At 44.6% G+C, this 12,805-nt stretch carries 14 protein-coding genes; 6 read left to right on the forward strand and 8 right to left on the reverse strand.

The genetic code is table 11. The annotated features are described in order from the left end of the window. The 3 genes from rpsP to A3G19_RS11045 all read right to left on the reverse strand — a co-directional run bounded on the left by rpsP (position 1) and on the right by A3G19_RS11045 (position 2,550). Complete coding sequence (rpsP, locus tag A3G19_RS11035; protein WP_013459360.1) at positions 1-231, reverse strand: 30S ribosomal protein S16; 231 nt, start codon at positions 229-231, stop codon at positions 1-3. A 146-nt stretch (positions 232-377) separates the two neighbouring features. Further along, positions 378-1,724, reverse strand: a complete 1,347-nt coding sequence (gene ffh / locus A3G19_RS11040; protein WP_294872843.1) for a signal recognition particle protein — start codon at positions 1,722-1,724, stop codon at positions 378-380. An 88-nt stretch (positions 1,725-1,812) separates the two neighbouring features. Continuing rightward, positions 1,813-2,550, reverse strand: coding sequence for an RluA family pseudouridine synthase (locus A3G19_RS11045; protein ID WP_294872845.1), 738 nt, complete (start codon positions 2,548-2,550; stop codon positions 1,813-1,815). Positions 2,551-2,794: 244 nt separating this feature from the next. Between A3G19_RS11045 and A3G19_RS11050 the strand changes: the two genes are divergently transcribed. Continuing rightward, positions 2,795-4,078: a malic enzyme-like NAD(P)-binding protein gene (locus A3G19_RS11050; protein WP_294872847.1), complete on the forward strand. Its 1,284-nt coding sequence runs from the start codon at positions 2,795-2,797 to the stop codon at positions 4,076-4,078. A 50-nt stretch (positions 4,079-4,128) separates the two neighbouring features. Here A3G19_RS11050 and waaA read toward each other — a convergent pair whose 3' ends face one another. The 5 genes from waaA to A3G19_RS11075 are packed head-to-tail and all read right to left on the reverse strand — an operon-like array spanning position 4,129 to position 8,081. Then, positions 4,129-5,286 (reverse strand): lipid IV(A) 3-deoxy-D-manno-octulosonic acid transferase, encoded by a 1,158-nt coding sequence (gene waaA / locus A3G19_RS11055; protein ID WP_294872850.1) that lies wholly within the window; start codon positions 5,284-5,286, stop codon positions 4,129-4,131. Further along, positions 5,279-6,001 (reverse strand): zinc ribbon domain-containing protein, encoded by a 723-nt coding sequence (locus tag A3G19_RS11060; protein WP_294872855.1) that lies wholly within the window; start codon positions 5,999-6,001, stop codon positions 5,279-5,281. The genes waaA and A3G19_RS11060 overlap by 8 nt, the downstream gene beginning before the upstream one ends. Before the next feature lie 39 nt (positions 6,002-6,040). Continuing rightward, positions 6,041-6,763, reverse strand: a complete 723-nt coding sequence (locus A3G19_RS11065) for a Nif3-like dinuclear metal center hexameric protein (RefSeq protein WP_015652932.1) — start codon at positions 6,761-6,763, stop codon at positions 6,041-6,043. Beyond that, complete coding sequence (locus A3G19_RS11070; RefSeq protein ID WP_015652931.1) at positions 6,760-7,500, reverse strand: NYN domain-containing protein; 741 nt, start codon at positions 7,498-7,500, stop codon at positions 6,760-6,762. The genes A3G19_RS11065 and A3G19_RS11070 overlap by 4 nt, the downstream gene beginning before the upstream one ends. Continuing rightward, a complete protein-coding gene (locus A3G19_RS11075; protein WP_294872858.1) occupies positions 7,497-8,081 on the reverse strand; it encodes a tetratricopeptide repeat protein in 585 nt (194 codons plus the stop codon). The genes A3G19_RS11070 and A3G19_RS11075 overlap by 4 nt, the downstream gene beginning before the upstream one ends. A 47-nt stretch (positions 8,082-8,128) precedes the next feature. Here A3G19_RS11075 and A3G19_RS11080 point away from each other — a divergent pair, with 47 nt between their 5' ends. From A3G19_RS11080 to A3G19_RS11100, 5 genes are all read left to right on the forward strand, one after another. After that, on the forward strand, positions 8,129-10,261 hold the full coding sequence (locus A3G19_RS11080) for an RNA degradosome polyphosphate kinase (RefSeq protein WP_294872872.1): 2,133 nt from the start codon (positions 8,129-8,131) through the stop codon (positions 10,259-10,261). A gap of 14 nt (positions 10,262-10,275) precedes the next feature. After that, positions 10,276-10,812 carry a gamma carbonic anhydrase family protein gene (locus tag A3G19_RS11085; RefSeq protein ID WP_294872860.1) on the forward strand — a complete coding sequence of 179 codons (537 nt, stop codon included), beginning with the start codon at positions 10,276-10,278 and terminating at the stop codon, positions 10,810-10,812. Beyond that, the gene (locus A3G19_RS11090) at positions 10,805-11,422 is read left to right on the forward strand and encodes a TRIC cation channel family protein (RefSeq protein WP_294872863.1); all 618 of its coding nucleotides are present in this window, start codon (positions 10,805-10,807) and stop codon (positions 11,420-11,422) included. The genes A3G19_RS11085 and A3G19_RS11090 overlap by 8 nt, the downstream gene beginning before the upstream one ends. Positions 11,423-11,424: 2 nt before the next feature. Beyond that, entirely contained in the window at positions 11,425-12,309 is an 885-nt protein-coding gene (gene mtgA / locus A3G19_RS11095; protein WP_294872866.1) for a monofunctional biosynthetic peptidoglycan transglycosylase, read from the forward strand. 41 nt (positions 12,310-12,350) lie between these two features. Continuing rightward, on the forward strand, positions 12,351-12,805 hold a 455-nt coding region (locus A3G19_RS11100), incomplete at its 3' end, for a carbonic anhydrase (RefSeq protein WP_294872869.1).

Here is a 12,805-nt window from a genome sequence, read left to right on the forward strand (position 1 = left end):
TTATTTACCGGTAATTTTTTTAACGCGGTCTGACATTTGAGCACCAACGCTCAACCAGTAGTTCAAACGCTCTTCATCTACTTTGGTAGTGATAGGGTCTGTCATTGGGTTGTAATACCCGATCAATTCGATCCAACCGCCGTCGCGACGTTTGCGACTATCGGTTACCGCGATACGGTAGAAAGGTTGTTTTTTGCGACCCATACGGGTTAAACGGATGACTGTTGCCATTGTGTGTCCTTTAAATGTTTTGTTGCACCAAGAAGTTTAGAAGAGTGTTTTACCCACAAAAGTAAAAGAAAAACCTCTAAGCTTCTTCAAATGCTAAGGAGTAAACTCATTACGAGTGCACACCTTAACATTTGATGTTGGCAAGGTTAACGCGGTAAACGCGCACCTTGCATCTGACCCATCATACTTTGAAGGTCTTTCATTCCTGATTTACCCGAGAATCGTTTTGCCATTTTAGAGGCATTTTTAAACTGCTTCAAGATACGGTTCACTTCGATAATATCCAAACCGCACCCTTTAGCCAAACGGGCTTTTCGGCTGTTATTTAACAACTCAGGATCTTCGCGTTCTTTCACCGTCATCGAAGAAACCAATGCTTTGATCTGCTTGAGTTGAGATGAGTTTTCCAAATCGAAATCTTTGAGCGCAGAGGCCATGCCGCCCATTCCGGGGATCATCCCCATTATGGATTTCATGCTCCCCATTTTTTTGAGGCTCTCCATCTGCTCTAGGAAGTCGTTAAAGTTAAACTCCCCTTTTTTGATCTTTTTGGTAAGGGCTTTTGCCCGTTTCTCATCGATAACGGATGCCGTTCGCTCAGCAAGCCCTTCGATATCGCCCAAGCCCATCAGACGGTTAACAATACGATCCGGGAGGAAGATTTCGAGATCTTCCATTTTTTCACCCGCACCGATAAAGCGAAGCGGTACTTGGATCTGGGAAGCGATACCTAACGCAACGCCCCCTTTGGAATCACCATCGTATTTGGTGAGGATGACCCCGTCAATTCCGATTTTTTCGTTAAAGGCAGCCGCTGTACGAACCGCATCCTGACCTGAAAGTGAGTCGGCAACATAGAAAATCTCATGCGGGTTGGCAACGGCTTTAACTTCCGCCAATTCACTCATCAACTCTTCATCAATCGCCAAACGTCCGGCGGTGTCAATCAATACAACATCGACAAGTGCATTTTTTGCGTGAGCCAATGCTGCTTTAACCACTTCAACCGGATTTTTACTTGCATCATCGGCATAAAGTTCTACTTCGATAGAAGCGCACACTTGGCGGAGTTGTTCAACCGCCGCAAGACGCTGCAAGTCTGCCGCAACAACCAAAACCCGTTTTTTCTGACGTGTTTTAAGCCAATTAGCAAGTTTACCCGTCGTCGTCGTTTTACCCGAACCCTGTAATCCCGTCATCAAAATGACGGTCGGAGATACCGGAGCGTACACAAATCCTGATTTCCCTTTGACATCCAAAAGGGCATACAACGATTTGCGAAGTGCATCGAGGAATTGATCTTTCCCGATACCGCTTTGTTTGGTTTGAAGTTCAACCGAATCGATAAGGTCTTTAACGACTTTATGATTCACATCGGCTTTGAGCAACGCTTTTTTAAGCTCGCCGAGTGCCTTGGTCAACGCCTTTTCATCGTCGTGAAAACGGATTTTGCGTATGGCTGATGTAAACGATTCGGTTAGTGTATCAAACACTTCAACTCCTAAATAATGGTTCTACAGGGTATAAAAATTTCCGAATTATACTTAATTTTTTCTTCAATTACAATTAGAGTATTCGTAATTAACTACCGAAGTGTCCAAATACCTTCGGTTCCGGTGCTTCAAATGTTTGCCCGAGCAATGTTACTTTCTTCGCGTGAAGCATCACCCGCTTCGACTGTCGTCCGCCGTAGCTCTCATCCCCGATAATCGGGTGCTGTGCATATTTCATGTGGGCACGGATTTGATGGGTTCGTCCGTGATGGATAATGAGCTGTACCTTGGTCTTTTTCCCTGATACTTCCAGTGGTGTCACTTCCGTAATCGCAGGTTTGCCATTTTTAGCAACTTTCGTATAAGCTTTGTTCCCTTTTTTCTCGGTAATAAGCGGTTGATCGATCACAAACGGTTCACTCACCAATCCCTCTACCCACGCAACGTACTCTTTGTAAACATTGTCTTTTTTAAACTCTTGGATCGCTTTAAGGCGGAACTCTTCGTTTTTAACGAGCATCAAAACACCGCTTGTTTCACGGTCGAGTCGATGTAGCAATTGAGAGCCTTTAAACTGTCGCTCAATCTCATCGGAGTTAACAAATGCCGGCTTATCGACAACAATCAAATCATCGTTTTCAAAAATTGGACGTACTTTTTCCACTTTTTGAACGATAAAAATCGTTTTGGGACTAATCTCACCCCGTGCGATCATCACCTTGTTATTTCCGACATAAACCAAACCTCGGTCAATCAGTGATTTGGCCTCAGAGTTGGATATCCCCTCTTGCTCTGCTAGGAGCTTATACGCTTTTGGTTTTTCCATTTTCATTCTCCGCTGAATATTGGTGTAATGTAGCTATACACCCTAACTGTTTATTTGTGAAACTTTACCATGATAGTGCTTCAATACAGGTAAGTCATAAAAACAGACTACGACCGTTTGCTCAGATCTATTATGTTACTATTTGAAACTAAATATAAGTGTATGTTACTATAAGTATCAAAATTCTTGATGTCTAAAATTTTAAAGCTATAATGATTATTATAAGTTAATATAGGGAGAATAGATGTCGACTTTTGAGCAAGAATCACTCGAATACCATTTTGCCAAGAATGAATTTGATACAAACGGCAAGATAGGAACACTGATCACAAAACCTTGTGATACTATAAAAGAGCTATCTATGGCATACAGTCCGGGTGTTGCCTATCCATGTCTTGAAATCGAAAAAGATATCGATACCGCATACGATTACACCAACAAAGGGAATCTGGTAGCTGTCATCTCGGATGGAACAGCCGTTCTGGGCCTTGGTGATATCGGACACTTGGCCGGCAAACCTGTAATGGAGGGCAAATGCGTATTGTTCAAGTCGTTTGCTCATGTAGATGCCATCGATATCGAACTCAATACAAAAGATACCGAAGAGATCATTAGAACGGTTGCGGCGATCGCAGATACTTTCGGTGGAATCAATCTGGAAGACATCAGTGCTCCTAGATGTTTTGAGATCGAAGAGAGATTAAAAGAAATTTGCAATGTTCCTGTTTTCCATGATGACCAACACGGAACCGCCGTTATCACGACGGCTGGACTCATCAATGTTCTTGAAATGAGCGGTAAAAAGGCGGAAGAGCTTAAGGTCGTCGTTATCGGAGCAGGTGCAAGCGGGATTGCGTGTGCCAATATGTACAAACAGCTTGGTGTTAGAAACATCACTATGCTTGATTCTAAAGGGGTTATCCATAGCGGCAGAACGGATCTTAATGCACAGAAACAAGCCTATGCGATCGATACGGAAGACAGAACACCCGAAGACGCGGCCAAAAATGCCGATATGCTCCTTGGCCTTTCAGGCCCTGAGCAAATCAGCAAAGAGATGGTGGCTTCAATGGCAGGCAATCCGATTATCTTTGCCTGCGCAAACCCGACACCTGAAATCATGCCTGATCTCGCTAAATCAGTGCGCGATGACCTCATCATCGGTACCGGCAGAAGTGACTTTGCAAACCAAGTCAACAATGTTTTGGGCTTCCCGTTTATCTTCCGTGGAGCATTAGACGTTAGAGCAACGAAAATCACCGAAAATATGAAAATGGCGGCTTCAAAAGCTTTGGCTGCCCTTGCAAAAGAATCGGTACCTGATTATGTTGCAAAAGCACACAACCGAACCGATATGGTCTATGGAAAAGAGTATATTATCCCTTCCCCTTTCGACAAACGTTTGATGGAGTGGGTATCGTATGCGGTTGCTGAAGCGGCAATCGCTGACGGTGTTGCCAGAGTGAAAGATTTTGATATGGCTGCCTACAAAGAAAAGCTCAAAAGAATGGCAAACCAAGTAAAATAATTTTTCTACCCTCGGGTAGAACTCCCCTCACACTAAAACTATCCTAATCTTTATTGTAAATATTCAACAACTTTTTCCAAATCAACACTTCCGTTGATCTGTGAAGGTGGTAATTCTTCCGCATGCTTTAATGCTTCCAAGACCCCCTCCAATGATACAAACTGCACATGAGAGACATATTTAAACAGCTCTCGCTGCAAAAATATCTGCTCACCGCTAATAATCTTGCATCCAAAATGGGCAGGTTCAAGTGGGTTATGCCCCCCGATAGAAGCAAATGCTCCTCCTACAATAGCAATATCACTGATAGCGTAGAGGTTGTTTAGTTCCCCCATTGCATCGATGAGGGTAATATCCGTGTCCATCATTTGCGATTCGCTCCAGCGCGAAAAACTCATCGCAGGTGCCGTTTTAGAAATCAGCTCACCCACTTTGACAAACCGCTCAGGATGGCGCGGAACCACAAGCAATTTTGCAGAGGGATTATGGTCACGATAAGCGATAAATCCTCGGAGTATCCCCTCTTCCTCCCCTTCATGGGTACTCGCCGCTACGATCAGTGTCCCCTCAGGCTTCGGATAGAGTTTTGTCGCTTCGATCTTTTGGGCGAGTTTAATATTCCCCACCACTTCAACATTTCGTGCACCCAAAGCGATAAAGCGGGCCATATCTTCACTGCTTTGGCAAAAAATACGATCACATTGGGAGAGCAAAATTCGGTAAAACCACCGCATTCGATAATATTTCGGAAAGCTCCGATCACTGATACGGGCATTAAGAGCAATGACACGAGCACCTCTTGTACGGGCTAAACGAAACAACAAATACCAAAACTCCGCTTCCAATATCACCACTGTTTTGGGTCGTTCAATCCAAAACCATAACCATATCTCATAGGGAAGATAGCGTACCTGTGCGGCGTATTTAGATGCTGCCTCATACCCTGTATGGGTTATGACACTGATCGCAATCTTTTTACCTCTCAATTGCTCCAGTATCGGTGCAATCGCTTTTGCCTCCCCTAATGAGCAGACATGGAACCAAATGTCATGCGGTTGGAAAGAAGGATTTTTAATACCGAAAAAACGCGCAGGAATCGAATCATGATATTTTTTTTTGAATGAAAAAAGGATTAAAAGGGGGAAAGCTACGACGTAAAAAAACGCCGCAACTGCAGTATAAAAAAGGTCGAACGCTACGTTACGCACCGATAGCGTCAGAAGGCTCTAAAAATAAAATACGTCCGCAGTGAGGACACATTGTGATCTCTTCGCCTTTGATAACGTCCGAGTAAACTTTGTCACTGATTGCCATATAACAACCCATGCACGCTTGGTTACGAACGGGAACAGCTGTCGTATTTTTTGCCCATCGGCGGATTTTTTGGTAAAACGATAACCCTTTTTGGTTCATCGCGCCGACCAATGTCTCTTTACGTCCAAATACCTCTTTACGTTCTTCGTCGATACGTGCCAATTTGACATCAACATCAGCTTTTACGCTTGAAAGGGTCCCTTCAATTTCTGAAGCTTTATTTTCGAGCTCATCAATTTTACCCTGTTTGTGATCAATCAATTTTTCCAAACGTTCAATCTCTTCATTTGCAAAGTTTACTTGCTCTTTTGCAATCTCTTCTTCGAGTTGAAGTGATTTCATTTCGCGTTCAGTTTTAACTTCACCGCTTTTACGGCTGTTTTCTTCAAGTTTTGCAGAGAGTTCAGCAAGATGAAGCTCATTTTTGTGCTTTTTGAGCTGTTCGTCTTTAATCTCTTGTTTAAGAGCATTGATTTCACTGATGATGCTGTTTTTAGTAGCTAGAAGCGCGTCATATTGAAGGTTTGCTTCTTCGATTTGCGGTTCAAACGCATCGATCTCTTTGTCAACGTGAGAGAGCTCGATTAATTGTTCAAGGTGTTTGTTCATACGGTTCCTTTTGGAGTTACACGATTACCTAATTTTAGCTCAAAGATAGGTGAAGGGGTTCTTAGATGGTGAAATTATAACACTCAATCCTAATTTTTCCAAATACCCCCCTAAAACCTCGCCAAAATAGCGCTCGCTCTCATAGTGTCCGATGTCAATCATCGATAATCCGAGCGCCTTAGCCTCCATTGCATCATGGTATTTGATATCCCCGGTCAAAAAACACTCGGCTTCAATATTACGCATCAATGAGGCACCTGAACCCGTCACTAAAGCACAGGTTCGTATATATTCATGACATTTTACCCCTCGGGTATTGGGAAGTCCCAATGCCATTTTAATTTTGGCGGCAAACGTTTCATACGACTCATCCACTCCCAGATACGCTACGAACCCCTCTTTGGCGATAATGGGGTAACCCAAAACTTCCGTTGCAACGTAGTCATTAAGGTGAGTTTGGTCGAAATTGGTGTGCATCGCGATATTGGTGATATTTTTTCGGATCATTGGAGCCACGATCTTTGCCGGATATTGGTTAAATTGAAGCTGTTTGAGTCCGCCGAAAATGATCGGATGGTGGGTAATCAAAAGGGCATTTTCGGGGATTGATGCAATCAACTCCTCATCTATGTCGATACTGAGTACCACATGAGTAATCTCTTGGGCAAAATCGCCGACCAGCAGTCCTGAATTATCCCACCCCTCTTGCAATGCAAACGGAGAAAGCTCATCGAGGTACGTATAGATCTCTTTCACTCTCATTTTTCATAACTCCTTTTATGCCGCTTGAGGCGAACATGCACCGCCTGTGAGCCCGATAGCGGATCAGAAAACTTAAAGTCAAATTCTCCCAACCCTTCAATCAGATCGAGAAGTTTTTTGTATCCATAACTGCGAGGATCAAACTCAGGAGATTTGTTAATCAAATTTTGCCCGATAGCTCCTAAATACGACCATCCCGCTTCATTGGTCGTATCTTCAACCGCATTACGAACCAGAGCCAGAAGAGCTTTATTATCCGATTTGATTTTTGCCGTGACTGGTTCTTTATGATTAGCGTCGCGACGAAGATTTTCGGTATAAATAAATTTATCGCACACGCCGATAAACGCTTTGGGAGTTTTTTGTTCTCCAAACCCGTAAACCTTGATCCCCGATTCACGGATCCGGCTGGCAAGACGGGTGAAATCGCTGTCACTGGAGACGATGCAAAAGCCGTCAAAGTTTTTCGTGTAAAGCAGATCCATCGCATCGATAATCATCGCGCTGTCGGTCGCATTTTTCCCCGTCGTATAGGCAAACTGCTGCATCGGGTGAAGTCCGTGTTCCAAAAGGGCGTTTTTCCACCCCTTGAGTTTGGTATCGGTCCAGTCGCCGTAAATTCGTTTGACACTGGCGATACCGTGCGCCGCAATTTCATCCATAAGCCCCGCAATAATCGAGGGTTGTGAATTATCCGCATCAATCAATACCGCTAAACGTGCTTGATCATCAATCATTGAGCGCTCCCTAACGAAAGGAGTGCTTCACGCGCTTGCGGAAAATCGCTTTGAAGTTCCAATGCACGTTTATACATGATTCTTGCTTCTTCAATTTCGCCCATATCGACCAATAAATTCGCATAATTGTAAAACGTCTGCGCATACTCATCATCAATCTCGATTGCTTTACGGTAATGATCTTGTGCTCGCTCATACGCCATCTCTACTCGGTACAGTGACGCAATCGCATTGTGGGTCAGATCATCGTTCTCATCGAGTTCCAATGAACGCTCATACAATTCGATCCCCTTGATACGGTCTCCGCTTTTTGCAGTGACGAATGCAAGTTTATTTAAAATTTCAGGATTATTCGGCTCAATCTGTGACGCCTCTTCGAGGGCTAATCTCGCAGGTTCGATCTCTCCTCGCTCATACGCGCTATCGGCTTGTTCAACCAAAATCTCCGCCGTCGGGAAATTTGATTCAGCATTTGTTTCAGGACTTTTAGCAGGCTCATCCTCTAACGTTTGGACGTGACGATAGATCTGATATGCGAAAAAAAGTGTCGCCGCAAACATTAAAATTTGAAATGTAGACATAGTGTTCCTTTTTTGTAACGATAAGTATAATATAATCACGTTAAACAATAGACCAAACAAAACCAAAATCGGTAGAAACCATGCCTAACAATTACAAAGATCCAGCACTTTACATCAATCGAGAGCTTTCATGGCTCCAATTTAACACTCGTGTCTTGAAACAGGCACAAGACGAATCTCTTCCACTCTTTGAACGACTGAAATTTTTGGCGATTTACGGAACGAATCTCGATGAATTTTACATGATCCGAATCGCGGGACTAAAAAAACTTTTCAGCGCAGGGGTTAATGTCTCGGGGGCGGATCGATTCACACCTCTACACCAATTACGCGAAATTCGCTCTTATCTGCACAAAGAGCAGCAAGAAGTAGAAGCATGTTTGCTGGGAATTATGGAAAAACTCGAAAAAGAGGGGATCTTTTTTAAATCGTACAAAGAGGTAACGCCGCAACAACAGCAGATACTGGATAAATATTTCAAAGAAAACATCTATCCGGTTATTGTCCCGATCGCCGTCGATGCAACCCATCCGTTTCCGCACTTGAATAACCTCAGTTTCGGGCAAATCGTCAAACTTCGGGACAAAGACGATCCAAGTGTCGAGCGTTACGGTATCATCCGTATTCCACGTGTATTGCCTCGTTTTGTCGATATCGACAACCGTATCTATATTCCGATCGGCAGTGTCGTTTCCGAGCATATCCAAGATCTCTTCCCCGGTTATGAACTCCTCAAATTTTCAGCATTCCGTATCACCCGTAATGCCGATATCGCCATAGAGGAAGAAGAAGCGGACGATTTTATGGAGATCCTCGAAGAGGGGCTGAAACTGCGTAAAAAAGGGGAAATCGTTCGCCTTGAGCTGAGCAATCATGCCGATGATGATCTGCTGAATTTTTTCAACCGCCATGCCAATGTTTTTAAAGATGACATCTACCGGTTCCAGACCTATCTCAACCTTGGTGCCCTCTGGCAGGTGGTCGGAAATAAAGATTTTGCCCATCTCACGAGTCCAAGTTTCAAACCAAGAAACCTCCCGCCGCTCGATTCGGATGAGAGTCTCTATACCATTCTCGACAAACAAGATCTCGTCCTCTTTCACCCATTTGAGAGTTTTGAGCCCATCGTTCGTCTCATCCAAACAGCGGCGAAAGATCCCGATGTCGTTTCTATCCGTATGACACTGTATCGTTCAGGCTCCAAATCGGTCATCGTCCAATCCCTGATTGCAGCGGCCGAATCGGGCAAACAGGTAACCGTTATGGTGGAACTGCGAGCCCGTTTTGATGAGGAAAACAACCTCCAATGGGCAAAAGCGTTAGAGAGTGCGGGAGCCCATGTTATCTACGGAATCACCGGATTTAAAGTACACGCAAAAGCGGCTCTCATCACCCGCCGTGTGGATGGAAAACTCAAGCAATACGCCCATCTGGGAACCGGAAACTATAATCCCTCGACCGCAACTGTCTATACCGACATCAGCTACATGACCAGCAACGATGCCATCACCTATGATATGACCCGATTTTTCCACTTTTTGACCGGATTCAGTAAAAAAGGGAAACTGAACGAGCTCTACATGGCACCGACTCAGATCAAGCCTAAAATCCTTTCGCTGATTCACAATGAAACCCGCATGGGAAGCGAAGGGGTTATCATCGCAAAAATGAATGCCCTCGTAGATGAAGACATCATCCGCGCCCTCTACAAAGCATCCCAAGCGGGAGTCAAAATCCAACTGATTATCCGTGGTGTCTGTTGTTTGCGCCCCGGAGTGGAGGGAATGAGTGACAACATCCGTGTTATCTCCATTATCGGAAAATACCTCGAACATGCCCGAATTTTTTATTTTAAACACTCAACGCCACAGACCTATATTTCCAGTGCCGATTGGATGCCGCGAAATCTTCTCCGCCGTATCGAACTTTTGACTCCGATTTCAGGGGAAGAAGCGTCCAACAAACTGATCCAGATTTTGCAATTGCAATCCTCTGACAATGTACTGGCCCATGAGCTTCAACGCGATGGGACATATACCAAGGTAGCGAATGACGGACATAATCTGATCGACAGCCACGGAATCGTTGAAACCCATACCAACAAAGTGTATAATTCGGTCAAAAAACAGACTCCAAATTACGTGCAGCAACTCACAACACGATTATTTAAAGAGAGTTAATCAAGGATATATTTATGATCGGAAATTATCTACATTATGCCCCCGAAATGAAGGAGCGCGTTTGGATTGCCGACTCCGCCGATGTGATCGGACGAGTATCGATGGGAGAAGACGTCAGCATCTGGTTCGGATGCGTTGTGCGCGGTGACGTCCACACTATCTCTATCGGTGATCGAAGCAATATCCAAGACCTGAGTATGGTGCATGTTACCCATCACAAGCGTGATGATATGAGCGATGGTTATCCAACCATTATCGGCAATGATGTCACGGTAGGGCACCGTGTCATGCTGCACGGCTGTACAATCGAAGATGCCTGTCTGATCGGGATGAGCGCAACCATACTCGACGGTGCGGTGATCGGTAAAGAATCCATCGTCGGTGCCGGAGCGCTGGTGACCAAAAATAAAGTATTTCCTCCACGATCACTCATTATGGGAAGCCCTGCGAAAGTAGTTCGTGAGCTCACCGATGACGAAGTTGCCGAACTGTACGCTTCAGCACACCGTTACGTCAGCTTCAAAGAAAACTACCGCGCACCCAATGTTTGATCTTGTCGTTGCCGCCGATATTCTCGGAATTGTTGCCTTTACGCTGAGCGGCTTTTTGGTCGGAGTGCGGAACAATCTCGATTTGCTCGGGCTGATTATCTCTGCCTCTCTCACAGCACTTGGCGGCGGGGTTGTACGGGATGTTATCTTGGGACGAACCCCCTTTGCGTTTAACGAATACTACCCTGCTATCACCGTTATCCTAACGATTCTCCTTGCCTTTGCCTTTCGCCTTTACCGTCGTGAACAATTGGAGCGGCAATGGCTTTTTATCATCTCCGACACGATCGGTCTTGTCGCCTTTAGTATCACCGGGGCCTTACTTGCCATCGAAGTGGAGTTTAATTTTTTCGGTGTCATGATCCTGAGCTTTCTCACCGCTGTTGGAGGGGGAGTATTACGCGATACGATGATCAATCAAGTCCCCTCGGTCCTTATCAGCGATTTTTACGGCTCTATTGCCATAATTGTTTCGATTTTACTCTTGGTTTTAGTCCAAATGGATATGATCAATACATGGGGTGTTGCGAGTGTTGCAACCTTTGCAATCTTTTTGCGCCTTCTTGCTTATGCCAAACAATGGCACCTGCCTAAACTTAATATGGATTAATGATGTCAAAACTTAAATTGCTTTTTTACCTTCTCCTTCTCGGAGGAATCATCGATATCGGTCGCTACTTTATCTATCCGAATATTTCCGATTTAAAAGAGATCAAACCCATCCCTACCGCTTTTATGGAGTACCGCCAAGAAGAGTGGGCTGAACAAAACCGTGATATGGAGATCACCCACAAATGGGTCCCCATGACAAAAATATCTCCCAATGTTATCAAAGCCGTTCTCATCGGTGAAGATGATAAGTTTTGGAACCATGACGGGTTTGATGTCAAGGGGATGGAAGATGCGATAGAACGAAGTCTTAAAAAAGGTTCCGTTGCCGGGGGAAGTACGATCAGCCAACAGCTCTCTAAAAATCTCTACCTCTCTCCGAGCAAAAATCCGGTACGCAAAGTCAAAGAAGCCATCATTACGTGGCGCATTGAAAACACTCTCTCCAAACGGCGTATTTTGGAGATTTATCTCAACGTTGCCGAATGGGGAGACGGGATTTTCGGGATTGAAGCGGCGGCTCGCCATTACTATCATAAAAGTGCCAAAAACTTAACCGGTCGCGAAGCCGCACGTTTGGCGGCGGTTCTCCCCAACCCGATTAAATACAACCCTACCGGAAGTCAAAAATACGTTAAAAACCGGGCTCGTATCATTTACAAAATCATGCAACGCAGAGGGGTAGTCATCCCTCAGTTCCAAGAGGTGATGTCACCACCAAAAGTGGAAGATCAAACCGGAGATATTTCTGAAAACAACGAGAGCATTACGGAACTCTTCGGCGAGACTGCCACTCCAGACGAAGAAGCTGCTTCCAGTGAAACAACGACCAATCTTCCAGACGCAAACGAAGAAGACAACGAAGGAAATCGTTCGCTGACATTTTGATTTTATGGTACACTATCTCACTATTTTAGGAGGTTTTTTTCATGAATAAACGGACGTTTCTTAAATTTTTCGCTCTCACTTCAAGTTCACTGGTTTTAGCCAATGGGGCGGAGCATGCTGCTTCAGCGTCTCATCATGCCGCTCCCAATCCTCAAGAGTTACAAGAGATGGCACAAAAAATGTTTGGTGAAATCATTTCTCAAAATGATTATTATGTGAATCATCAAGGCTCTGCATTTTTTGAAAAACTCAAAAATTCCCAACACCCCCGTGCTACCGTCATCGGATGCTCAGATTCCCGTTTTCAAAGTGATGCACTCGATAAAACAGCGGAAAATGATCTCTTTATCATCCGCAATATCGGCAATCAGTTCAGTTCAAATATGGGCAGTGTCGAATACGGCATCCGCCATCTCAATACCCCTCTGCTCATTATCGTCGGACATTCACGATGCGGTGCGATCAAAGCGGCACTGGGTGATTATTCTGCCGAGGG

It is taken from the genome of Sulfuricurvum sp. RIFCSPLOWO2_12_FULL_43_24, from assembly GCF_001829605.1.
GTDB lineage: Bacteria > Campylobacterota > Campylobacteria > Campylobacterales > Sulfurimonadaceae > Sulfuricurvum.

Excerpts from the sequence above, each read along its gene's own strand:
- A3G19_RS11090 (WP_294872863.1), top strand. The coding sequence starts at position 10,805 with ATGTTTGATCTTGTCGTTGCCGCCGATATTCTCGGAATTGTTGCCTTT.
- mtgA (WP_294872866.1), top strand. The coding sequence starts at position 11,425 with ATGTCAAAACTTAAATTGCTTTTTTACCTTCTCCTTCTCGGAGGAATC.
- A3G19_RS11070 (WP_015652931.1), bottom strand. The coding sequence starts at position 7,500 with ATGATTGATGATCAAGCACGTTTAGCGGTATTGATTGATGCGGATAAT.
- A3G19_RS11045 (WP_294872845.1), bottom strand. The coding sequence starts at position 2,550 with ATGGAAAAACCAAAAGCGTATAAGCTCCTAGCAGAGCAAGAGGGGATA.
- A3G19_RS11050 (WP_294872847.1), top strand. The coding sequence starts at position 2,795 with ATGTCGACTTTTGAGCAAGAATCACTCGAATACCATTTTGCCAAGAAT.
- rpsP (WP_013459360.1), bottom strand. The coding sequence starts at position 231 with ATGGCAACAGTCATCCGTTTAACCCGTATGGGTCGCAAAAAACAACCT.
- A3G19_RS11085 (WP_294872860.1), top strand. The coding sequence starts at position 10,276 with ATGATCGGAAATTATCTACATTATGCCCCCGAAATGAAGGAGCGCGTT.
- A3G19_RS11060 (WP_294872855.1), bottom strand. The coding sequence starts at position 6,001 with ATGAACAAACACCTTGAACAATTAATCGAGCTCTCTCACGTTGACAAA.
- A3G19_RS11065 (WP_015652932.1), bottom strand. The coding sequence starts at position 6,763 with ATGAGAGTGAAAGAGATCTATACGTACCTCGATGAGCTTTCTCCGTTT.
- A3G19_RS11075 (WP_294872858.1), bottom strand. The coding sequence starts at position 8,081 with ATGTCTACATTTCAAATTTTAATGTTTGCGGCGACACTTTTTTTCGCA.